This window comes from Natronomonas halophila (assembly GCF_013391085.1).
Classification (GTDB): domain Archaea; phylum Halobacteriota; class Halobacteria; order Halobacteriales; family Haloarculaceae; genus Natronomonas; species Natronomonas halophila.
The window spans coordinates 735,247-757,167 of record NZ_CP058334.1; the positions used below are offsets into that span (position 1 = coordinate 735,247).

26 protein-coding genes and 1 tRNA gene are annotated in these 21,921 nt (G+C 65.1%); 10 read left to right on the forward strand and 17 right to left on the reverse strand.

Features of this window, described 5'->3' with window-relative positions; translation table 11 throughout:
• Positions 1-23 precede the first annotated feature (23 nt).
• Positions 24-602, reverse strand: a complete 579-nt coding sequence (locus HWV23_RS04095; protein WP_178289154.1) for a GNAT family N-acetyltransferase — start codon at positions 600-602, stop codon at positions 24-26.
• Positions 603-653: 51 nt separating this feature from the next.
• On the opposite strand from HWV23_RS04095, the gene HWV23_RS04100 reads away from it, so the two are divergent.
• A complete protein-coding gene (locus HWV23_RS04100) occupies positions 654-1,214 on the forward strand; it encodes a class I SAM-dependent methyltransferase (protein ID WP_178289155.1) in 561 nt (186 codons plus the stop codon).
• On the opposite strand, the gene HWV23_RS04105 is transcribed toward HWV23_RS04100, so the two are convergent.
• The 3 genes from HWV23_RS04105 to HWV23_RS04115 all read right to left on the reverse strand — a co-directional run bounded on the left by HWV23_RS04105 (position 1,211) and on the right by HWV23_RS04115 (position 3,299).
• Positions 1,211-1,402, reverse strand: a complete 192-nt coding sequence (locus HWV23_RS04105; RefSeq protein WP_178289156.1) for a hypothetical protein — start codon at positions 1,400-1,402, stop codon at positions 1,211-1,213. The genes HWV23_RS04100 and HWV23_RS04105 overlap by 4 nt on opposite strands.
• A 102-nt stretch (positions 1,403-1,504) precedes the next feature.
• Positions 1,505-1,930 (reverse strand): DUF3054 domain-containing protein, encoded by a 426-nt coding sequence (locus HWV23_RS04110; protein ID WP_178289157.1) that lies wholly within the window; start codon positions 1,928-1,930, stop codon positions 1,505-1,507.
• 40 nt (positions 1,931-1,970) lie between these two features.
• Positions 1,971-3,299: an OFA family MFS transporter gene (locus tag HWV23_RS04115; RefSeq protein WP_178289158.1), complete on the reverse strand. Its 1,329-nt coding sequence runs from the start codon at positions 3,297-3,299 to the stop codon at positions 1,971-1,973.
• A 305-nt stretch (positions 3,300-3,604) separates the two neighbouring features.
• On the opposite strand from HWV23_RS04115, the gene HWV23_RS04120 reads away from it, so the two are divergent.
• The 4 genes from HWV23_RS04120 (at position 3,605) to HWV23_RS04135 (ending at position 5,574) form a co-directional block, all read left to right on the forward strand.
• Complete coding sequence (locus HWV23_RS04120) at positions 3,605-3,841, forward strand: DUF8015 family protein (protein WP_178289159.1); 237 nt, start codon at positions 3,605-3,607, stop codon at positions 3,839-3,841.
• A gap of 38 nt (positions 3,842-3,879) precedes the next feature.
• Positions 3,880-4,878 carry an ornithine cyclodeaminase family protein gene (locus HWV23_RS04125; RefSeq protein ID WP_178289160.1) on the forward strand — a complete coding sequence of 333 codons (999 nt, stop codon included), beginning with the start codon at positions 3,880-3,882 and terminating at the stop codon, positions 4,876-4,878.
• 66 nt (positions 4,879-4,944) lie between these two features.
• Positions 4,945-5,244, forward strand: coding sequence for a DUF433 domain-containing protein (locus HWV23_RS04130; RefSeq protein WP_178289161.1), 300 nt, complete (start codon positions 4,945-4,947; stop codon positions 5,242-5,244).
• Positions 5,245-5,250: 6 nt separating this feature from the next.
• Entirely contained in the window at positions 5,251-5,574 is a 324-nt protein-coding gene (locus tag HWV23_RS04135) for a DUF5615 family PIN-like protein (protein WP_178289162.1), read from the forward strand.
• Positions 5,575-5,584: 10 nt separating this feature from the next.
• Here the strand turns inward: HWV23_RS04135 and HWV23_RS04140 are convergent, their stop codons facing one another.
• From HWV23_RS04140 to HWV23_RS04155, 4 genes are all read right to left on the reverse strand, one after another.
• Positions 5,585-6,622: a presenilin family intramembrane aspartyl protease PSH gene (locus tag HWV23_RS04140; RefSeq protein WP_178289163.1), complete on the reverse strand. Its 1,038-nt coding sequence runs from the start codon at positions 6,620-6,622 to the stop codon at positions 5,585-5,587.
• A 77-nt stretch (positions 6,623-6,699) separates the two neighbouring features.
• On the reverse strand, positions 6,700-6,927 hold the full coding sequence (locus tag HWV23_RS04145; protein ID WP_178289164.1) for an H/ACA ribonucleoprotein complex subunit GAR1: 228 nt from the start codon (positions 6,925-6,927) through the stop codon (positions 6,700-6,702).
• Positions 6,924-7,202 (reverse strand): signal recognition particle subunit SRP19, encoded by a 279-nt coding sequence (gene srp19, locus HWV23_RS04150; protein WP_178289165.1) that lies wholly within the window; start codon positions 7,200-7,202, stop codon positions 6,924-6,926. The genes HWV23_RS04145 and srp19 overlap by 4 nt, the downstream gene beginning before the upstream one ends.
• A 77-nt stretch (positions 7,203-7,279) precedes the next feature.
• Complete coding sequence (locus HWV23_RS04155) at positions 7,280-8,347, reverse strand: PGF-CTERM-anchored ABC transporter substrate-binding protein (RefSeq protein ID WP_178289166.1); 1,068 nt, start codon at positions 8,345-8,347, stop codon at positions 7,280-7,282.
• A gap of 57 nt (positions 8,348-8,404) precedes the next feature.
• Between HWV23_RS04155 and btuC the strand changes: the two genes are divergently transcribed.
• The 3 genes from btuC to HWV23_RS04170 all read left to right on the forward strand — a co-directional run bounded on the left by btuC (position 8,405) and on the right by HWV23_RS04170 (position 10,979).
• On the forward strand, positions 8,405-9,451 hold the full coding sequence (gene btuC, locus HWV23_RS04160) for a vitamin B12 ABC transporter permease BtuC (RefSeq protein ID WP_178289167.1): 1,047 nt from the start codon (positions 8,405-8,407) through the stop codon (positions 9,449-9,451).
• Complete coding sequence (locus HWV23_RS04165; RefSeq protein ID WP_178289168.1) at positions 9,448-10,629, forward strand: heme ABC transporter ATP-binding protein; 1,182 nt, start codon at positions 9,448-9,450, stop codon at positions 10,627-10,629. The genes btuC and HWV23_RS04165 overlap by 4 nt, the downstream gene beginning before the upstream one ends.
• Positions 10,630-10,724: 95 nt before the next feature.
• On the forward strand, positions 10,725-10,979 hold the full coding sequence (locus HWV23_RS04170; protein ID WP_178289169.1) for a MarR family transcriptional regulator: 255 nt from the start codon (positions 10,725-10,727) through the stop codon (positions 10,977-10,979).
• On the opposite strand, the gene HWV23_RS17245 is transcribed toward HWV23_RS04170, so the two are convergent.
• Complete coding sequence (locus tag HWV23_RS17245; RefSeq protein ID WP_425487434.1) at positions 10,976-11,134, reverse strand: DUF7563 family protein; 159 nt, start codon at positions 11,132-11,134, stop codon at positions 10,976-10,978. The genes HWV23_RS04170 and HWV23_RS17245 overlap by 4 nt on opposite strands.
• 83 nt (positions 11,135-11,217) lie before the next feature.
• On the reverse strand, positions 11,218-11,721 hold the full coding sequence (locus HWV23_RS04175; protein ID WP_178289170.1) for a cupin domain-containing protein: 504 nt from the start codon (positions 11,719-11,721) through the stop codon (positions 11,218-11,220).
• Between the two features lie 118 nt (positions 11,722-11,839).
• On the opposite strand from HWV23_RS04175, the gene HWV23_RS04180 reads away from it, so the two are divergent.
• A complete protein-coding gene (locus HWV23_RS04180; RefSeq protein WP_178289171.1) occupies positions 11,840-12,535 on the forward strand; it encodes a helix-turn-helix domain-containing protein in 696 nt (231 codons plus the stop codon).
• A gap of 13 nt (positions 12,536-12,548) precedes the next feature.
• Here HWV23_RS04180 and HWV23_RS04185 read toward each other — a convergent pair whose 3' ends face one another.
• From HWV23_RS04185 to HWV23_RS04200, 4 genes are all read right to left on the reverse strand, one after another.
• The gene (locus HWV23_RS04185; protein ID WP_178289172.1) at positions 12,549-13,544 is read right to left on the reverse strand and encodes a PGF-CTERM sorting domain-containing protein; all 996 of its coding nucleotides are present in this window, start codon (positions 13,542-13,544) and stop codon (positions 12,549-12,551) included.
• Between the two features lie 221 nt (positions 13,545-13,765).
• Positions 13,766-13,838 (reverse strand) — tRNA-Thr (locus HWV23_RS04190).
• Positions 13,839-13,946: 108 nt separating this feature from the next.
• Positions 13,947-16,805, reverse strand: coding sequence for a PGF-pre-PGF domain-containing protein (locus HWV23_RS04195; protein ID WP_178289173.1), 2,859 nt, complete (start codon positions 16,803-16,805; stop codon positions 13,947-13,949).
• A 139-nt stretch (positions 16,806-16,944) separates the two neighbouring features.
• Complete coding sequence (locus tag HWV23_RS04200) at positions 16,945-17,931, reverse strand: class I SAM-dependent methyltransferase (protein ID WP_178289174.1); 987 nt, start codon at positions 17,929-17,931, stop codon at positions 16,945-16,947.
• Positions 17,932-18,022: 91 nt separating this feature from the next.
• On the opposite strand from HWV23_RS04200, the gene dph5 reads away from it, so the two are divergent.
• A complete protein-coding gene (gene dph5, locus HWV23_RS04205) occupies positions 18,023-18,823 on the forward strand; it encodes a diphthine synthase (RefSeq protein WP_178289175.1) in 801 nt (266 codons plus the stop codon).
• A 23-nt stretch (positions 18,824-18,846) separates the two neighbouring features.
• Here the strand turns inward: dph5 and artA (HWV23_RS04210) are convergent, their stop codons facing one another.
• The 3 genes from artA (HWV23_RS04210) to artA (HWV23_RS04220) form a co-directional block, all read right to left on the reverse strand.
• On the reverse strand, positions 18,847-19,815 hold the full coding sequence (gene artA, locus HWV23_RS04210; RefSeq protein ID WP_178289176.1) for an archaeosortase A: 969 nt from the start codon (positions 19,813-19,815) through the stop codon (positions 18,847-18,849).
• A 65-nt stretch (positions 19,816-19,880) separates the two neighbouring features.
• Complete coding sequence (locus HWV23_RS04215; RefSeq protein WP_178289177.1) at positions 19,881-20,897, reverse strand: hypothetical protein; 1,017 nt, start codon at positions 20,895-20,897, stop codon at positions 19,881-19,883.
• Positions 20,894-21,847 (reverse strand): archaeosortase A, encoded by a 954-nt coding sequence (artA, locus tag HWV23_RS04220; RefSeq protein ID WP_246282727.1) that lies wholly within the window; start codon positions 21,845-21,847, stop codon positions 20,894-20,896. Before artA (HWV23_RS04220) ends, HWV23_RS04215 begins: the two co-directional genes overlap by 4 nt.
• Positions 21,848-21,921: the final 74 nt, after the last annotated feature.

The following is a 21,921-nucleotide window of genomic DNA, read 5'->3' on the forward strand; positions in this document are numbered from 1 at the left end:
CGGCCGCTCAATCGGCCCGCTGGTCACTCGTCAGACGGCGGTTCCGCACCGTGTTTTCGTTCCAGAAAATCCGTCTCGGCTGCTGACAGCTTTCGTCGTCGGTAGACGTCGAAGCCCGCCTGATACTGCTCCGTCGGTTGCTCGGCCCGCTCGCGCGCCGGCCGTTCGAGGACGAGTTCGGCGACGCCCGTCTCCTCGCCAGTGAAGGCGAACCCAGCCTTGTAGAGCGCCTCGTAGGCGAACGGGTTGTTAACCGCGATGCGTACGCGCTCGTAGCCACGGGGGCCCGCACGCTCGGCGACGAACGCACAGAGGCGCGGACCGAGTCCCTCTCCCCGGCAGTCCTCGCGGACCGTCACGTACCGGAGCCACAACGTCTCGGAATCGGTCCGGTCTTCGTTGAACGCCACGGCCGCGAGTATGTCTTCGTCCCACTTGCCGTCCGTAGCGGCGTCTCGGGCGTCCGCCCGTCGAATCACCGCCTTGCCCGTATTCGACATGACGAACTTCCCGGCGTAGCTGAACTCGCGGTAATCCAACCGGAGCGTCGGCCCGTCCTCGGGCCAGCCGAGAAGTACGGGAGCGGCGGTATCGGGCGCCATAGCTTGATTACGGGGGCAACGGAGTTATGCTCGGCGCTTGATGAAGCAGGTATGAACCGCTGGGACGTGACTGCCTTCGACGCGTTCGCCCCGCTCTACGACCTCGTGATGCCAGCGGCCGATTCCGTCTCCCTGAGAAAGGGTCTGGCCTGCGCGGACCGCGAGGTCGAGCGCATCGTCGAGGTCGGCGGCGGGTCCGGCCGAGCCGCGAGGGAGGTCGGCGCTGCGGTGCTCGACCCCGCTCGCGGGATGCTCGAACGGGCGCAAGCGAAAGGTCTGGAGACGGTACAGGCCAGCGCGACGGACCTGCCGCTGGCGACGGAATCGGTCGATGCGGTCCTCGTCGTGGACGCGCTCCATCACTTCCCGAATCATGACCGTTGTCTGTCGGAAATCGCTCGCGTCCTCGCGCCGGGCGGCGTCCTCGTAGTTCGGGAGTTCGACCGCTCGACACGACGGGGGTATCTGCTCGAACTCGCCGAGCGAGCGGTCGCCTTCGATTCGACGTTCTATTCGGCAGCGGAGTTAGGCGAGCGTATCGACGCCGCGGGGTTGGACGCACGGCCCGTCGAATACGGCTTCGGGATGACCGTCGTCGGCGTCAAGGACTAATCCGAGTCGCTCGCGGACTCGAACTCGACATCGAGCCCATCGACGTCGATTCCCTCCGCACGGCGGTGGTTGAGCACTCTGGTCGAATGGACCACCGGGTGGTTCAACAGTGTGAGCGCACCTGCGGTCACGTCCGACCCGGCGTAATACTCGATTTCGCTCCCGGGCTCCCCCCGTGGTTTGTGCATTGGTAACCCTCGTTCCTACGAACTGAGAGCACACCACGAAAAGACCTTATCCCGGACATGCACCGTCCTTTGAGTACCCGGGCGAAAAGCGTCGAAGCGAAGTTATCGCACTTTGAAGTAGATGAACCGCCAGACTGCGAGGACGACGGCCCCACCGGCAGTGATGACGGCGATGAAGGTGAGTTGGACGTTTCCTTCGACGAACGGCGTCGCACGGATTGCGAACCCGATAACTGCGGCAGGTATCCACGAGCGAATCGCGAGCGGAATCGAGGAGTTGGGTGCGGAACCGGCGCCCGGCGAATACGCGCCGATGAGAGGTGCGGCGATGAGCCAGCCGACGATGAAGGGCGCGGCGGCGTTGACGAAGGCGAGCGGTTCGGTCATGAGGACGTCGATAGGCGAGAGGCCCGGTCGGTGTTGGGCCGTGCCGACCAGCAGGAACGCCAGCAGGACGACGATGTCGCCGACCGCGATGGGCCAGGTGCCGGCGTCGAGTCGCTGTTCAAGGAACGATTGGTCTGCCATGTCCGGCCGTTCGGTGTCACCCTTACAAGTCCTTGCGGATTCACGCGAGGAGGCCGGACCCGGAGGGCGGCCGGAGAAGGAAGGCCGCGAGGCCGGCGGCGATAGCGAGGCCACCGCCGAGAGCGACCGTCGGGACCCACCCGTAGGCAGCCACGAGGTAGCCCGCGACGGTGCCGGCGAAGATTCCGCCGCCGACCTTGGCGGTGTAGAGGACCGCGTAGTTCGACGAGGAGTGTTCGGCCCCGTAATACTCCGAGAGGATGGACGGGAAGAACACATACAGCGGCGAGGAGAAGAACATCGCCAGCAGGACCATCCCGACGAAGGCGATGCCGATATCGGCCGTTCCCGCGCCGACGAGGCCGAGTCTGAAGAGGCCGGCCAGAAGGAAGGACCCGGCCATGACGTACTTCCGCTCGAAGCGGTCCGAGACCTCGCCCAAAATCATCCGGGAGATGCCCGCCGAGATGGGCAGAAGCGTCGCGGCGATAGTGGCGACGAGCGCCGTGAAGCCGAAGTGCTGGGCGACGCTGACGACGTTGGCGATGACGACGAGGTCGGCGCCGGCCATCGCGACGAACATCGCAAAGAGCAGCCAGAACTGCCAGGTTCGGAGCATTTCGGTCGGTGAGTAGGCATCGCCCCGAAGCGAGGCGGCGAGGTCCGAGTCGTCGGTCTCGTCGTCGCCGAACCAGTCCTCGGGCGGGTCCCGGAGGACGGCGGCCCCCACGAGCAGAACGACGAGAATCGCGAGGCCGACGTTCCGAAGCACGTCGGCGTAGGCCGCGACCGTCGCGTTCGCGCGGACGTAGGGCACGACGAGGGCGCTCCCGCCAGCGAATGCCATCGTCCCGATGCCGGTCGTCAGGCCAGTCCGGTCGGGGAACCACTTGACTGCGGTGTTGACCGCAACGGTGTAGATGATGCCGACGCCGACGGCGCCGAGCGAGTAGAGGACGTAGAGTTGCCACAGCGAGGTGGCGTAGGCGAGGCCGACGTAGCCGCCGCCCGCCAGAATCGCCGCGAAGAAGGTCAACGCGCCGGGACCGCGGCGGTCCCGCCACCAGCCGGCCGGGAACTGCGAGAGCGACTGGAAGACGACGTAAAACGAGAACACCGCGCCGAGGGCGGGCAACGCGAGGTCGAGACTCTCGGCGAGCGGCCCCTCGATGGACGACCAGACGTACTGGTAGGGGCTGACTGCCGCCATCATCCCGGCGGCCGCGACGATTTGCCACCAGCGCGAGAAACCGAGCACGTCGCGGGCCCGCCCGTCGTAATCGATGCCCGCCGTCGCATCGACGTCCGTTTCGGACGGATCGCCGCCCGAGTCATCAGCCGGGGGATCTCCCGGCGAATCGTCACTCATCGTCCGGCGATTGCGGGCCCCTCGGAATAAACGAACGGACTCGTCGACGACCGGTTCGGCTCCCGCAAACGCCGGCAAAACCGTATTCGCGACGCGTATATCACCGGCACCTCGACGGGCGATATCGGGGTATCTGTAATTCCGACGTATATCGCCTGACTACGAGATTTAGGGCCAAAACCATTTCATAAGTTATGGAGATTTAATCCAACACATACACAGAGCCGACACGTCGCTACTCCGTTTCGTATCAGACTGTTTTAGGAAACACTTATACCAATATTCCTCATAGTTGTGCATGTATTATGACGGGTTATTACGACATCGTGCTGGGGCTGATTCCCCTTTCGCTCGCCGGCCTGACCGCGATCCTCCTCGCTGCCGGGATGTCGTTATCCGCCTCCGTTCCCATCGCCTCCGTCGTCGCCTTCGGGCTGATGGGCCATGCGATGTTCGTCAACGCGCCGGTGGCTACGCCGGCCTCCAACGGCGGACAGACGGCCCCCGATACCTCGGCCTCCGGGAACGGCTCCCTCGAATAGTCGCAGTCACTAAACGCACCGCGCTCGAAGCGCTTTCTATGACCGACGTCCTGTTCCTGCGAAGTGACGAACTCGCCGACCTCGGAACGGCAGCCGAATACGTCGACTGGGTCCGCGAAGGCTATGCCAGCCACGGCAACTCCGGGTCCGCCGAACCGCGAACCAAACTCGTCAGCGGCGACCCGCCGGGAATGTGTACCGGCTACCTCGCCATCCTCCCCGAGGTCGGCGGCATGGGCGGCTACACCTACGCCGCCGGCTTCGGCGACGAGGACGTCCACCTCGCGCTGCCGCTTTTCGACGCCGAATCCGGCCGCATGGTCGCGATGCTCGACGGCGCCTCGATGAACCCCTTCAAGACCGGCGCAGTCGGTGCCCTCGGCGTCGACGAACTCGCCCGCGAGGACGCCTCGACCTGTGCAGTCATCGGCTCCGGCACGCAGGCCCGCGGCCAGCTGAGAGCTGCCGCGACCGTCCGGGACTTCGAGACGGTGCGGGTCTACTCGCCGACCGAGGAGAACCGTGAAGCCTTCGCCGAGACGTTCGACGAGCGCCTCGATGCGGACGTCTCGGCCGCCGACTCCTCGGGCGACGCTATCGCCGACGCCGACGTCGTCATCACCGCGACGAAGGCCTCTGACCCGGTCTTCCACGACCACGAACTCCCGGACGGTGCCCACGTCACCGCGGTGGGCCAGTACGACCGGGGTAAACAGGAGATCCCGCCCGAAACCGTCGCCCGCGCGACCTACGTCCCCGACCTCCGAGAGCGGGCCCTTCAGGACGCTGGGGCCTTCCTCCACGCGCTGGACGGCGGCCTTATCGACGAGGACCACGTCCACGCGGAACTGGGCGAAGTCGTCGCCGGCCACGAACCCGGCCGGACCAGCGACGACGAGATTACGGTCTTCGACAGCGGCGGGACCGGCATCGAAACCGTCGCCGCCGCGTGGTATCTCTACCAGCGCGCCGACGAGCAGGGCCTCGGCGAACCCATCGAGTTCACGCCGGGCAGCCAGGCCTGGACGGACGAGTAATCGGGAACGTTACCCTCGATTGACGGCCGCCACAGGTTTATACAGCAGAAAGGCAGAATGATAGGTATGGTGGACATCGTCCAGGAACCCTCGATTCGGTCCGGTCAGCCCCGCGTTGACGGGACGAGAATCACGGTCCTCGACGTCAAGCGGCGAGTCATCGACGAAGACGAGGACCCACACGTCGTCGCCGGTGAGTTCGATATCTCGATGGCGACGCTCTTCGACGCGCTCGCCTACTACTACGAGAACCGCGAGGAATTCACCGACCGGGAGCGAGCGTACGCGGCCGACCGAGCCGAGGGCGAACACCGGACTCGGGAACTGTTGGCCAGCGAGACGGATCTCTCCGAGCGGGCTGATTGACCTTCGATGGAGGTTCTTGCCGACGTGAACGTCCCTGAGGAGTACGTATCCGCACTTCGTGGTGACGGTCACGAAGTCGTCTACAGTCGAGAAGTATCCGAGCTCGGCCCTGAAGCGACCGACGAGCGCCTCGTTCGATACGCCGAAACAGAAGGACACGCACTCCTTTCGACCGACGTTTCCGACTTCGCCGATCAGGATGCGGACGTTCCGATTCTGGTCGCGCCACAGGACATGGCTGGTGGCGAAGTCCGTGCCGCCGTCGCTCGTTTAGAAACACTCCCGCTGGACCCCAGCAAGACGGACCCGATCTGGTTAACCGCGCTATGAATAGGTCCATTCAAACATACGACGCCACGCCCAGCGCGTCGACCAGCGCGACGCCCGCCAGCAGCGCGCCGACGAGATAGCCCGCAATCGCACCGCCGTTGAGCAACGGGAGTCCGGCGTGGGCCCGTCCTTTCATCACCATCCACATGAGCGCCAGCAGACCGACCAAGGTGCCGACCATCGCGCCGAGCGCCGGCAGCGTGATAGCGATACCCGGAACGTCCAGTAGCGCGGCTCCGCCGGGGCGGAAGAAGGCCGCCGACGCGACGAGAATCGTCGGGATGACCGCGTCACCGAGGCCGATGAAGAAGGCATCGCGGGCGAAGGGGTCTTCGGGGGGTTCCTCGCCATCAGGTTCCTCCTCGGCTGCTTCGCCGGCCTCCGTTTCTTCCGGCTTCGATGCTGATTCCTCGTCGGTGTCTTCCCCCTCGGTAATCGTCTCGGGGCCTTCCTCCTCGAGGAACGAGTAGGACAGCGTCAGCGGAATCACGAGGACGACGGGCAGGCGGAGTTCCATGACACCCGAAGCCAGCGTGAGCATGTGTTCGGTGCCGTACACCGAGATAGCGTCGTAAACCGCCAGAACGACCAGCAGGAGGATAGCCGGCAGGAGGCCGAAACTGATGCCGAACAGCCCTGCGGCGCCCGCGCCCATGACGATGCCCGCGGCGTCGATGACGTACCACTCCGGATAGACCAGCAGGCCGGCCCCGAGCGCCAGCGCCGCGAGGACGGCAAGGACGTTCAGGCCCGCGACGGTGAGGACCGAGGGGACGACCACCGAGAAGACGTAAAACGAGAGGGAGACCGACGCGAAGACGATGAGCCCCTGAATCAGGCGGTCGACGTCGAGTTTGATGGCCGCGAGCATGAACAGCGTCGCGACGAGAATCGCGCCGACGTACAGCAAGCTGTTGGTCGGGTCGCTGGGGTCCTCGACGGTCTGATAACCGGCGTCCATGAAGGGCTGGACCAACGCGAGCGAACCGAGCTGGACGAGCAGGAAGATACCGACAGTGGCGGCAACGGCGGCGTAAGCCCGCTTCATACCCTACACTCCGGCGGCCGGCGTTTGGGCGTTGCGGTTAGGCGTCACGAACCGCGAGAACAGAGGACGAAACGGTGCTACCTGACGTAGAGTTTCTTGCCGAGGAGGTTGGGTAGCGACACCGAGTCCCGCGGCGAGACGGCGACGTACGGACGCTCGACGGGGCCGAATACGTCGACGACGCGGCCGATATCGTCGAGGTTCTGGTCGACGACGGGCGCGCCGAGGCCGGGATGGTCGTCGTCCGAACACCAGACGACGGCCAGTCCCTGTGCGGTTCGGACGACTTCGCCGATGCGTTTCATTCCCGGAGGGCGGAGACGTAGGCGGCGACGGCTCCGAGGAGGTCGGATTTGCTCGCGTCCTCCGCGCCCTTGACGACGACGCGGCCGCGGGGTTCGTACTCCTTGGGGTAGGTCTTGTCGCGTTCGATGACCGCGTCGTAGCCGACCTGCTGGACGGCGCTGGCGATTTCGTCGACGGTGGGTTCGGGGACGGCGAGGTCCTCAGAGACGCGTCGCCCCTCGTTTCGGGAGCAGTTCGCGTCGAGATAGGCGGGCCAGATGACGTTCTCGACCATACCCGAGGGTGAGCGTCGGCGTCGTAAAAAGAGGGCGGTTGGCGGGCGAAACGGTGTGTTGGTGGTTGGCGGGCGAGCTATCGACGGCGGGCGAGGAAGGACGCACCGAGCAGTGCGCCAATAGCGACGGCGACGCCGAAGCCGGCGCCGTCACCCTCGGAGTCGGTTTCCGTTGCGGTGGCGGTTTCGGACCCAGTCGCCGTTTCGGTCTCGGTCCCCTCGGCGAAGGCCTCGGGGTGGAACGCCTCGGCCATCACGCGGAGCGGTTCGACGACGCGTGGAGCGGCCTGACTGACGAGGTCGGCGTCGACCCGGAGCACCTGGTCGTTCTGGACCGCGGTCGTGGTCTGGAAGGGCTCTCTGCTCGTGTTGATGGCACCAGTGTCGTCCGTCGAGACGATCCAATCGGGGTTCTGCTCGACGATGGTCTCGTCGGATATCTGCTGGAAACTGGTGATGCCCGCCTCGGCGGCAAGGTTGGTTCCGCCTGCGGTCTCGACCATGTCTCCGATGAACGTCCCCTCCCCGGCGACGGTGCCGTAGAAGTAGTAGAGAACGCGGGGGCTGTCCTCGCCCGAGACGGCCTCGCGGATGGATTCGACCTCATTGCGGGTCTCGTCAGCGGTCCGAGCGCCCGCTTCGCAGTTGCCGACGAAGTGGCCGTAGAGTTCGGTCTTGGCGTAGATGGCCTCGAACGAGGATTCGAACGGCGCGCGGTAGACCGTCTGGTTCGCATCCCGGAGTTGCTGGATGGTCGCGTTCTGGACGTAGTTCGGCGCGACGACGAGGTCGGCGTCGAGTTCGACGACCGTCTCGACGTTGACGCTTCCGTCGTCGTTCAGCACGGCGGTTCGGTTCCGACTGCCGTTGAGATACTCGGTGTAGGAACGGACCGGCATCCCGACGACGCGGTCGGAGGCGTTGACCTCCCAGAAGGTCTGTGCGGAGGCCGCATCGAGTGCGACCACGGTTTCGGCCGGTTCATCGAGCGTGACGCCGGTTCCCGTATCGTCGGTGACGGTCAGTGGGAATTCACAGTCCGCGGTGTCACCGCCATGGCTCGCGGCCGCGGGCGCGGCGGCGAAGCCGACGAGGGAAACGACGAGGAGCGCTGACAACGCCAGCGCGCGGTACGTTGCTGTCATCGTTGGAGGCAACAAACGAACGCAATAAGTATTTGGCTAAAGCAACTACGTTTGTACATGGTTCTCCGCCGGACGCTCGCGTGGTCTGCCGGCCTGACGGCGCTTCTGGGCTGTGTCGTCGTCACCAGCGCCACCATCGGGTCCGCGGATATCGGCCCACAGGCGGCGCTTCTCGCCGCGCTCAACGGCCTCGCCGTCCCGGTCCCGACCCTCGACGGCATCGCGTGGGTCCGTCCGTTCGCCTTCGACCTCCCGGAGACGACCGAATACATCGTCCGTGGGCTTCGACTGCCGCGCATCGTGCTGGGCGCCATCGTGGGGTTCGCCCTCGCGCTCGCGGGGACGGTCATGCAGGGGTTCTTCCGAAACCCGATGGCCGACCCCTCGATTATCGGCGTCTCGACGGGCGCTGCCGTCGGCGCCGTCGCCTTCATCGTCCTGCCCGTCTCGGTGTCCTACGGCCTGCCCGCCTTCGCATTCGTGAGCGCGCTCGTCGCCGCCTTCGGCGTCTACCTCATCGCCAGCGAGGACGGCCGCACGCCGGTCGCAACGCTCCTTTTGGCCGGTGTCGCCGTCCAGACGTTTCTCGGCGCGGTCATCTCGTATATGCTCCTGTATGCCGGCGACAGCCTCGAAACCGCGGTCTACTGGCTGATGGGCCACCTCCAGCACAGCACGTGGGGGCGGGTCCGCATCGCCGCACCCGTCGTCGCCGTCCTGTTTCTCGTTTTGCTGGCCTACGCGCGGGACCTGAACGTCCTCCTGCTCGGCGAGGAGGACGCCCACACGCTCGGCATCAACGTCGAACGGACCAAGCGGATTCTGCTTGCGGGGTCGACGACGGTCACCGCCGCCGCCGTCGCCGTCTCCGGCGTCATCGGCTTCGTCGGCCTCATCGTTCCCCACATGATGCGGCTGCTGGTCGGCCCCGACCACCGCATCCTCATTCCGACGAGCGCGCTGGCAGGCGCGGTCTTCCTCGTCGTGACCGACACCATCGCCCGCATGGGCCCCGGCGAGATGCCGGTCGGCATCGTCACGGCGGCGCTGGGTGCGCCCTTCTTCCTGTATCTCCTCCGACAGCGGGAGGTGCATTCGCTGTGATTTCCCTCGACGGTGTCGGCATCTCCTTCGGGGCGACCACGGTCCTCGACGGCGTCTCGCTGGAGGTCCCCGAGGGGCAGTTCCTCGCGCTGGTCGGCCCGAACGGCGCCGGCAAGACGACGCTGCTGCGGACGATAAACGGCCTGCTCACGCCGGACCGCGGCCGCGTCACCGTCGACGGCGAGGACGTAACGAACCTGTCGACCAAGGAGGTCGGTCGACGGGTCGCGACGGTGCCACAGGAAACCTCGGTCGCCTTCGAGTTCGACGTCGAGGACGTGGTGTCGATGGGCCGGACGCCGCATCGCTCCCGCTTTACGCCGGCCGATACCGCCGACCGCGAGGCCGTCGAGGCAGCCCTAGAGCGAACCGATACGACCCGATTTGCCGACCGGTCGGTCGACGACCTGAGCGGCGGCGAACGGCAGCGCGTCCTGCTTGCGCGGGCGCTAGCCCAGGAGACGCCCGTCCTCCTGCTTGACGAACCGACCGCTAGCCTCGACATCAACCATCAGGTCCGAACGCTCTCGCTGGCCCGTGAGTTGGTCGACGAAGGGAAGACAGTCGTCGCAGCCATCCACGACCTGGAGTTAGCAGCGCGGTTCTGTGACGCGATGGCCCTTTTAGCCGACGGGGAAATCGTCGCCGTCGGGCCGCCGGAGGAGGTTCTCAGCGCCGAACGCCTCGAAACCGCCTTCGGCGTCCGGACGGCGGTGGCGACGAACCCGGTGACCGGGACGCGGTCGGTGACGCCGCTGTCGGACGCCCCACCCGGTGACCGCCGGGTCCACGTCATCGGCGGCGGGGAACGGACCGCCCGCGTCGTCGGCCGCCTCGTCGATAGCGGCATCGACGTGACCGTCGGCATCCTCCCGGAGGGAGACGCTGCCGTGGCGACCGCACGAAGCGTGGCAAGCGACGTGGTTACGGCGCCGCCGTTCGAATCGGTTCCGAAGGACCGGACGGATGCCACGAGAGACCTCGTGAGCGCGGCCGACGTGACCGTCCTCGCGGCGCCCGTCGACGGCGCGAACGCGACGGTGGCGCGGGTTGCCGACCCGCTCGTCGCGCTTCCCGGGACCGACCCGCCGGAACACGCGCGGATGGTCGACGAACGGGACCTGATGACGTCGGTTCGCGACCCGCCGAAATCCCGCTCGTCGCGGACACAGCAGTGAGGTCCCCGTCGTGAGAGAACGGCGTAGCAATACCTTCCGGAGCACCAATAATGTTATGTGGTACCAGTGCACACACAAGGTCGGAGGGAGTTCGAATGGCCACCAGCCCGGAATGGACCCATCCAGCCGACGAGCGCATCCTGCAATACCTCGATGAGAACCCGCCCGACTACGTACCCCTCATCGCGAATCGCCTGGGGATGCACCTCGGGTACGTCGAAACGCGGGTCGAGACGCTCGTCGAACACGGGCTCGTGGAGCCGGTGACTGGAGAGGAGATCTACGCTGTCACGTCTCGGGGAGAAGAGTACCTCGCTGACGATACCGCCGCGATTGCCGCGGGCGACTAGTTCTGCCGAGTCGACCGGGCTTCCCGTACCTCGGCCCCGTCCCTGAGTTTATCCTCACAGTTCGGACACACACGGACCGTCGACATATCCTGCGGAGCAAACACACGTACGTAATTTTCGGTGACGAAGCCATCGCAGTTGCGACAGTGTGGCATGTGTTACACAGCAAACACCAAGTGACAAGTATCTTTCCCCTATATGCTGAAAAATACGGCGATGGATGCGGAATACGTCGGTCTCAGAACGTCAGTTCGTTACCACACTCCAGACAGGTGAACTCGAAGGAACCTTCCTCGGTCAGCGACATCCCGTGGCCCGTCTCCTCGCCGCACTCGCTGCAGTGGAGGACCGATTCGATGTCCTCCCAGTCGTGTTTCGAGTCGGGCGCGCCGAAGGCAAAGCCGACGACGGGGTCGTCGTTGTCCTCGTCGTTGAAGCCCTCCTGATACTGGCCCGGCGGGAAGCGGATGACTTCGCCAGCGCCGACGGTGACCTGTTCGGTGGCGTCGCTGCTCGGTTCGTCGGCCACGTCGAAGGTCGCTTCCCCCGACTGGACGTAGAAGAGTTCCTCCTGGTCGTGGTGGGTGTGAAGTCCGCCGGAGAAGGATTCGCCCGGCTCGAGTTCGAAATAGTTCATCGCAAAATGTTCGGTGCCCAGCGCGTCCGAAACCGGTCGGCGGACGCTGTGGACGCCGAGGGGGCTTCGTTCGATATCGACGTCGTCGATGGCGACTTTTCGCATACAGGCCCCACTCTCCGGGGGCGTATAAACTGTTTCCCGGTTCACGCCGGATGCGAAAATACCGTGGCACCCCAAACGATTACCATATTGGGCCCAGTAGACCGGATAGAAACGCCCCATGCGATATTTCGACCTCGTCTTGACCCCGGAACACAACGGGATTCACCCCGTCGACGCCCAGTTGGCCACTATCGAGGGGCTCGAACGGGATTCGCTGTTGCACATCGACGCGTTCGGGGACGGGACGGGCGTGCTGCTCTACCGACTCGTCGGCGACAAGGACGCCGTCGTCGGCGTCATCGAGGACCACGAGGACGTCATCAGTTACGACATCCTCGACGTCGAAGCCGAGGACACCTTCCATCTGTATCTCCACGTCCACCCGGGCGAACCCGCGGGCACCCTGATGGCGCTGTGTTACGAGTTCGCGCTCATCATCGACACGCCCATCGAGTTCACCGACCGCGGGGGCGTGCTCGTGACCATCGTCGGCACCCACGACATGCTCCGTGAGGCGCTGAAAGCCGTTCCCGACCACATCAACATCTCCATCCAACAGGTCGGCCAGTACTCGCCGGGCACCCGCGACATGCTGTCGATGCTGACCGAACGGCAACGTGAGGTGTTCGAAACCGCCGTCGAGATGGGCTATTACGACATCCCACGACAGGTCAATCAGGGCGAACTCGCCGACCGACTCGACTGTGCGCCATCGACCGTCGACGAGCACCTCCGGAAGGCCGAATCGAAGATGCTGTCGGCGCTGCTCCGGAACACCGGCGCCGAAACCGACGAACGACACGCCAGCAACTAGAAAAGCGGACCGGCTATTCGCGACGAGCGACCAACAGCCCGGCAGTCAGCAGGCCGACCAGCGCCGCGATACCACCGAATCCGGGGCCCTCGCCGGGCGTCGGCGTCATGTCTGCGACGGATTGGCCGGTATTACCGCCGCCGTTCTGCTCGTTACTATCGCCACCGGGGGCTTCAGTCGTCTCCGTCTCCGACGACCCACCGCTGCCGTCGTTCCCACCGGCAGCAGACGTCGCTGTCACCGTGGGCGTCGATGTCGCGGTTGTCGTCGGTGTCGCCGTCGGCGTGGACTCGCGCGTCTCCGTCGCCGTGGCCGTCGGCGTTGGGGTCGGCGTCGATTCCGACGTAGAACTGTCGCCCTCCGCGGACGGCGGCGGGCCGAGTTCCGCGCGGGCTTCCTCTTCGTTTTCGAAGTCGCCGACCCAGAAGTAGTGGGAGGTGAGGTGGACTTCCTCGTAGTTGCCCGCGTAGGTCGTCCCGTTCACGAAGCCGGAGAACTGATACCAGCCGGCCTCGCCCGTGTTCTCGACACAATCGCCCAGCACGGCGACCGTCGCGTCGGGCGCATAGAGGTTGATGGTATCGCCGCCGAAGTCGTCGGGGCCGTAGAGGTCGAGGGTGATACGCCGCTCGTTGACGTTGTAGGTCTTCATGTGCTGCAACAGGCTCTCGTCGACCTGTGTGCCCGTGTTGTTGTTCCCGCGGTCGATGCCGAACACGCGGGCGTCGTCGGGGGCACACGCGCTGAAGTCCGCCTGCTCGCTTTCGAGCCAGTAGTAGTCGACGATTTCGAGCCCCCGGTCGGCCTCGAAGGCGTCGGCGCCCGCCGAACTCATCACGTACGTCGCTTGCGTCGCGCTCGGACTCCTGTCAGCGTTTTCCTGTGGATACACCGTGAAGTTCGCCGGCGACCCGTGGGATGCAGCCCCCACCGATGCGAACCCCGCCACCAACGCCGCCGCGAAGACGAGGGCGACGAAAACCGATAACCGAAGATGAAGCCGTGTCATGGTCTTTACTGTAGGCGCATCTTCGATTGTGGACGGATAACCGCTGTGACACCGTAAGCCAGTTTCTACCAGTTGTTACCATCAAGCGACAAAGAAGTACAACAGATGGCGAAGACAGGAGCGAAGGAAAGCCGGAGGAGGGATTTGGACCACGGTCGGAGCGGAGCACCGACCTGATTCAAATCCTCCCTGCCTCCTCGTCTCACCGTGTTCAACAGAAGAGCCGGAGGAGGGATTTGAACCCTCGACCTAATCCTTACGAAGGATTCGCTCTGCCAGCTGAGCTACTCCGGCACTACATTCCAACGTGGGGGGATAATCGTCATAAGGGTTGCGAACTCCGGTCGCCGCGTGGCGAAATCGCGGGGAGGAAAGCCGACCGCCGTCCGAAGGCAGCCGCCCTCAAAGGCTGTCGTTCTGCTGGTACATCCGGGCACCAGCGATGGTAAGCACGAGCGCGAGGAGACCGACGAAGCCGAGCGCGGCCGTAATCGGCGAGTCGATTAGACCGGCACGTTCGCCGACCGGTTCGTCCTCTGTAGCAGTCGCCGTCTCGGTTTCGGTCTGTTCGGTCGAATCCTGCGCGTAGACCGCATACAGCGAGAAGCCGGGTACCTCGGATTCGTAGACGTATTCGCCGCCCTCACTACTGACGAGTTCGGGCTGGTGGACGTCCCAGCCGCCGTCGGTGTAGTGGCCGAGGCGGATGGATTCGGGGCTGCCGCCGGCCGCTTCGAGTTGGGACTCGTCCAGCGTGAATTGGATGGTCGCCTGCTCGTCGGAGATGTTCTCCGGGACGGAGATCTCCATCGCCATGAGCAGTTCACCGGGCGTCGCCGGGACGCCATCGGGGAGTTCGTCCATCTGCGCGATGGTCGCCTGTCCGCCAGCGCCCGCGACGAACGTGATGCTGTCGACGCTGACGTTCTCGAAGTCGACTTCGACGCCCTCCTGTCCGGGCGCAGTATCGGCTATCTGCTGGGCGTCGAACGCGACGGCGCCCGCGGGCGGTTCGACCTCGGACCCATTGGCCGGGTCCGTCGACGTCTCGTTCTGTGACGTGCCGTCGTCAGTCTCGGTGTTGTTTCCAGTGCTGGCATCATCACTACTGCCAGCACCAGACCCACCGCCGCCACCACCAGTACCGGCGCCGCCGCTGCCACCACTACCGCCGTTACCGGCACCGCCTTCATTGCCACTTCCGTCGCCGCTTCCGTCTTCACTGCCATCCTCACTACCGTCTTCGCTTCCGCCACCACTCTCATCGTCACTGCCGTCGCCGCTTCCATCACCGCTGCCATCCTCACTACCGTCTTCGCTTCCGTTACCGTCGTTGCCACCGGGGATTTCCCCGACTGCCGCCACCGTCTCCGTCGACTGGATGACGGGCGCATCGCCCGCGTTCGTTTCGACGCTGAACGCTGCCGCGTCGCCGTCGGTGGCGCTGGTGGTATCGAACCGGATACCGTCTCCATCGGCGCTCTCGATGTGGATACTGTCACCGGCAGCGGTCGCCGAGGCGTTCTCGTCGACCGAAACCACGATGGCGTTCTCGGAGACCGACACCTCGGAGGCGTCCGACAGCGCACCGCTGACGGTCAGCGACTGTTTGGTGTCGAAGGCGATGCCGCCGTCACCCTCGAGACCGACCACGACGTCGCTTCCGGGTGCGATTTGGTGGCCTGTCGTGTCGTTGATACGGACGGCGAGCCCGTTGCTACCGGTCGTGCTGTTCACGCCGGAGTCCAGTTGAGTCGCGTCACCCTCGACGGTGATGTTCGGGGTTCCGACTGCCAATCCGTTGCTGGTCGTCACCTGTACCGGGTCGAAGGGTCCGTTGTCGACCGGCGTCGTGACGACATCGAGACCGCTCTCGAAGTCGGCCGCGTCCGCGTCGGTCGGCCCCTCGAAGCCCGACGTGTTGAACCGGACGTTCGAGAGGGTTACCACCTCGCTGTCGTTGATGTCCCTATCGACCGACACGAGAAGGTGGTTGGCCTCGATGGTCACGGGCACCTCGGTGGCCGACAGGTCACCGTCGGATTCGATAGTTGCCGTGGTCTGGGCGGACGTATCGAAGGAGAGGGAATCGCGGTGCTGGGTCGGAATCGCGACGGTGAGGTTCTGGTCGGCGTCGTGAATCCCCGTCGTGAAGGAGTCCCGGCTGGAAATCTCGACGGTCGTCCCGTTCTCGGGAGCACCGTCGAGCCCGCGAGGGACTGCATAGTCGTCGGCAAATCGGGCGTCGACGCGGTCCGGCAGCAGTCCGTAGGTAGTGGTGTGGCCGTTGATTTCCCATGTAACCTCGCTCGCATTCGCGTCCGCGGGAACGTCGAAGGTCACCCCGTCAAGTTCGAGGATGGCAGTGTCGTTGCTGGAGCCGTCGAAGCGCGCCACCTTGACGCGGATTTCGGTCGCCGAGACGCCGTCGCTCGGGATGTACGCCTCGCCGCTGGGGGAACTGACGGTGATATCGCCGACGTTCCGGTCGTGGAAGTCGATAGGCTCCCCGTCGAGCGAGAGGGTCACTTCGAACTGGGAGGGCAGGTCGCCTTCGTCGCCGCGGAGCACGAGGTTCCGGGCTGGCTCGCTGGGCGTGCCCGTGGGCGCGCCGAACATCGTCTGGTTTTCCGCGCCCGCGGTGACCGCGGCGGAGAATCCACCGTTCTCGTCGGTCGCGGTCAGTTCGTGGTCGAACGGTTCGACGCGTAGTTCGTGGGTCGCGGTCTCGCCGTTGACGCTCCATCGGAGGGACCCGGTGTCGTCGCTACCGGGGTCGAACCGGAGGGTCCGGATTTCGACCGCGACGGGCGGCGAGGAGAGGACGGCGTCGCTGGTCACGTTGAACGCGACGCGGTCGGGGCCGACGTGGGTGACTTCGATGCCCTCGGTCCGGCTCGCGCGTTGCTCGTCGCCGTACTCTCCGATGACGACCAGTTCGATGTCCTCGGGACCCTGGTTGTCCGCGAACGCGATGTCACTGTCGGGAACTCGGAGTTCGCCCTGGAACTCGGTCGGGAACGATTCGTTGGTCGCTTCGACCCGGAGGGTGTCGTCGTCGCTTTCGACACCGTCGGGGAGCTGGTCATCGAAACCGGCGATGAGCGTGGAGGCGTTTCCCCCACCCCCATCGCTCGCCGTCAGGCCGTGGTGCTCCGCTACCGCCGTTCCGGCGAAGGCGACGCCGCCCGCGAGAACGGACAGCGCCACGAGGCCGGCGAGCAGGAGGGCGCGGAGTTCGTGAGTGTGTTCGTCGGTCATGGTTCGGTTCGAGCCAGCCGATATGGCTCCGTCTTGGCTGGCACCACCCACTATCAAACAAAAGGGGTTGTGACAAACGCGTCCAAACGACGGGCATAGCCGGGGGTTATTAACTACGTAAGAGAGGCCCGAACCCCCGCTATCGACGGAATCGGACGTCGAGACAGACGTTGAGTTCGTGGGGCGCGTACGAGCGCACCTCGTGTTTCGTCTGGACGGTCACCTCGTAGTCGGGGGCGGCCGCCTCCCGAATCGCGCGCTCGCCGGGGCCGAAGGGGTCCGACTCGTGTTGGATGTCGTAGTAGTGGAGGACGCAGTCGTCGCCCGCCAGTTCGACGGCCGTTTCGAGGAACTCGTCGGCGCTGTGGGGGAGGTTCATGACCAGTCGGTCCGCCCAGTCGTCGTAGCCCGATATCTCCCGGACGTCGCCGTGAATCGCCGTCACCCGCTCGGCGACGTTGTTCCGTTCGGCGTTCCGGCGCAGGTACTCGATTGCGGCCTCGTTGAGGTCGGTGCCGACACATTCGGCACCCTGCTTTGCGGCCGGGATGACGAAGGGGCCGACACCGGCGAACATATCGAAGAACTGCTCGCCGTCCTCGACCTGTTTGACGACGCGTCGGCGTTCGGTGGCGAGTCGCGGCGAGAAGTACATCTCCGCGATGTCGACCTCGAACTCACAGCCGTACTCGCGGTGGACCGTCTCGGTGCTATCACCGACGAGCAGGTCCCAGTTGCGGATGCGGAGTTCGCCCTCGATGGGCGAGGCACGGTTAACGACCGTATCCAGCGGCAAATCGGAATCCGCGATGGCCTCGGCAATCCCCCGTGCCCGCTCGTCGTCGTCCTCGTCGATGATGGCGATGTCGCCCAGTCGCTCGTAGGAGGGTTCGAATCCGAGGATATCCGCGGGCAGCGTCTGCGTCTCGCGGCGGTCGACGTCGCGGTCGACGACATCGAACTCCGATACGAGTGCGTCGAGGTCCGCGGACTCGTCGAGAGGAATGTAGATATCGCCGTCGACGACCTCGATTTCGTAGGTTCCCGAGAGGGCGTCCAGTTCGGCGATGCGTTTGCGGGCGGCCTCGCCGCGTTCTCTGGGGACGCGCACGCACGGAACAGTCATTGGCCGTGTTCCGCCCGGCGCGGCGGTAAGGCTGACGATGCGGCGCGGTCGGGAGCGCGACGCTTTTGCCGCCACCGCACCCAGACCGTGTATGCTCACTTTCGTTGGCCTCGGCCTCTACGACGAACGCTCCATCACTATCGAGGGACGCGATGCCCTCCGGGACGCCGACCGCGTCTTCGCTGAGTTCTACACCAGCAAACTCGCCGGTGCAAGCGTCGATGACGTCGAAGCCGCCCACGACGTCGATATCGAAGTTCGGGACCGCGCGGGCGTCGAACAGGACCCGGACCCCATCCTCGATGCTGCCGAAGACAGCGACGTCGTCTTCCTCACCGCCGGCGACACGATGATTTCGACCACGCACGTGGACCTGCGCCTGCGCGCCCACGACCGCGGCATCGACACGCGTGTTATCCACGGGACGACCGCCGAAGCAGCGGCGGCCTCGCTGACGGGCCTCCAGAACTACCGCTTCGGGAAGGCGACGACGCTCCCCTTCCCTTACGCCCACGGCGCCGACGGCGTCCCCGGAAGCGTCCTCGATACCATCGCCGATAACCGCGACCGGGGCCTGCACACGCTCGTCTATCTCGATATCAAGGTCGGAACCGGGCCGAAGGGGCCGGACCCCGACCACGAGGAGTACATGACCGCGGATTACGCCGCCAACCTCCTTTCGGATGAACTCGATGCCGTCGGCGTCGTCGTCGCCCGCGCGGGGAGTCAGGACCCCGTCGTCGCGGCCGACAGCCTCGATGCCCTCGCCGAGGAATCCTTCGGCGGCCCGCTGCATCTGCTCGTTATCCCCGGCGACCTCCACATGCTCGAACACGACGCGCTATCGGAACTCGCGGGCGCACCCGAGACGGCGCTCCCGGACCCGGTCTGAATCGCAGCGGCTTCGACCGAAAATCAGTCGTCGTCCGCGCCGGCGGCCGCCGTCGCGTCATCGGCGTCGGGCAACAGCCCGAGTTCCGCCGCCGTATCGCGGTCCTCGCCGGTCACCATATACGCGATGTCGTCGATAATGACGAGCAGTTCGGGGAGTTCCCGGATGACGAACCACGCAATTCCGACCAGCGCAACCACCGATAGCGTCTGGCTGATGATGCCCTCCGCGACGATGTGGGAGACCAGATAGGGGTCCGTCTCGCCGAACAGCGAGAGGAGATACGGCCCGTACCAGCCGTCGAACCACTGGTGGCCGAAGGCGAGGCCGATGAACGTCGTTCGGATGATGTTGAGGACGTAGATGATCGGAATCGCGACCGCAAGCGCCCGGAACTTGCGGCGAAGCGGCGCCTTGACCGCGGCGATACAGCCGATGAAGATGGCCATGCTCCCGAGGGCGGTACAGGCCATCACGATGTTGTAGACGATGCCGGCGTGGTTCGGGTCCGGCGTCTCGAAAAAGAAGGCCGCCTCGAAACCGGCGTAGGCCGGTCGGCGCTCGGCGATGGGGCCGAGGTTCGGGTCGTAACCGAGCGCGTCCATCAGCAGGGCCGTCTGACTGGCGACGTGTTCGACGAGCAGTTGCCGGATGAACGGGAGCGTCTCGGCCGGCAAATAGACCAGCCCCATCACCGCAACTGCTCGACTCAGGACGAACAACGAGTCACGGCCGCTCGCAAGCAGGTAGCCCGCATAGAGACAGGCCGGGACGCCGACCAGCGCCAACAGCGCCTCGATGATGCTGTTGGAGACGAAGAAGAAATGCGGCGCCAAGAGAAGCCAAAAAACGGCGAAAAGCGCCCACGTCCCGCCGACGACGTAGCGTGACAGGTCCGGATAGCGTCGCTCGGCGAGGGCGCCACCGCCGAACAGGGCCACGACGACCCACGCGAGCGGGTCCGTCACCGCCAGCACGTCGAACGGGAGCATCTATCCGAGCGAAGGAGTGGCCGCCTAAAGTCCTTGTCGGCCCGTGTGCTGACCGCACCGAACCGTCACCAGTAGACCGCGTCCGCCCGATGGTCCGCATCGTAGGCCTTGATTCCCTCGCCGCGCAGGCCGGTGATGTTGAGGTCATGGTACAGCGTCGAGTAGGTGTAATCGACGAACGTCATCGGCAATCGTAGCTCGCCGTCTTCCCGAATCGCCGTCAGGAGAGCGGTAAAGGCGTGTTTGTGTCGAGTGTCCCGAACGTAGCCGGCTGCCAGGGGAATCGTCTGGTTCCACGGCGCGATAGCCTGAAACCCCTCCATCGACCGATAGACGAGTTCCCAGCAGAACAGCCCCGTCGAATCGGCCTCCAGCAGCGACTCGAAATCGACGGGGTCCTCGAAGGCAGCCCGGAGGTCCGCCGCACCGAAGATGACGTTATCCTCGATCGATCCCGCAATATATCGCGGCACATCGTAATGGCCGTGCTCGCGAAAGCCCGCCATTAGCCCCTCGACCAGTGCCTGCGTCTCAGCGGGGTCCGTCCCGGTGAACGTCTCGACGATATCGGGGTCGACCGTCCGGTCGCGTCGCCGACGAACCGCAGCCACCATATCAGGCCGAGTTTCGGCGCCAGTCACCCGCTCGAAGAACGCCGACGGTTGGCTGAACCCGAAGGTGTAGTTGCCGGCTTCGAAGTCCCGTGTGTCGACGAACAGTTCGGTCAGCCGACCGCCGAGCCCGTACCTCGAATCGAGGTCTTCGGCATCGCCTCGCGTCGCCGATTCGAAATCCAGCACGTACCGCTCGTCATCGGCGCGCAGTTCGACACCGTCATCGATCACACGGAGGCGAGCCGAACCGATATTCTCGCCGTAGACGGTCCGCATATTTGCCGAAACGGCGGCGGCGAGATCCTGTTTCTTGAGGTTCGTCCCCATACCGAGTTCGCCGTAGCCCAGAATCGTGTTGTGGGCGGCTTTCGCCGCACCGACCGCGGTGAGCGCGCCACCCGCCCCCATGAGGAACTGCCGCCGTGAGATGTCCTCGAGGTCTTCCGGCAGCCGTGAGTCCTCGCTCACGCCTCTCGGTCACCTCCGTCGGGTGCTGCTTCCGGACCCCGGAGCGACACCTCGTTGCCCGTCAGCAGGAAGAGCAGATCCTCCGCGATATCGAGGATTTCGGGCACCCAGCGGGCGACCAGCCACGCGATGCCGATGAGCGCGAACACCGCAAGCCCTTGGGAGAGCACCCGGTCAGCGAGGAAGAACGACACCAGCGCCGGGTCCTCCAACCCGAAGGCGAACATGATCGGGCCTTCCAGCCACGCCTGGTCGAACCACTGGTAGCCGTTCGCCAGGGCGATGAAGGCGTTCCGTCCGATATTGAGTATCCAGATGATGGCGACCGCTACGACTGTCCCGATGGCTTTCCGGCGGATCGGCGCCTTGACGGCCGCGATGAGGCCACCGAAAATCGCCATGCTCCCGATGCCCGTACACGCGAAGACGATACGCGACGCCCGGTCGGTCGCCGGGAAATAGAACGTATTCAAAAGCGACGTCTCCCCGGTGATGTCCTGGACGAGACGCACGCCCTCACCGTAACCAAGCGTATCGATGACCAGCATCGTCTGCCGGGCGACCGCTTCGATCAACACCCCACGCGCCAGCACCGACGTCTCGAAGGGCAGGTAGATGAGTCCCATGAAGGCGACCGCTCTGGACAGCACCAGCAGGGAGTCTCGGCCCTGATAGAGCAGCCAGCCGACGTACAGACAGCCCGGAACCGCGACGAGGACCAGCACCGACTGGACGATACTGCGGTGGACGAAGACGAAGTAGTGAATCAACAACAGCCAAAAGACCGCGAAGAGTCCCCACGCACCGACCGTCAGTCGACGGGCGATTTCACGGCGGTCCTGCCATTCGGCGAGGACGCCAGCGAGAAACACCGCGACGACGACCCACGCAAGCACGTCGGTGATCGGAATGACCGACGTCTCCGCCATCGAAAGCGCAGGCAATCCCATTACCTGAAAATACGCGACGACGAGTATATGTCTTGTCGTCGTGGCCGCCCACGCGACACAACCGCCGGCGACGA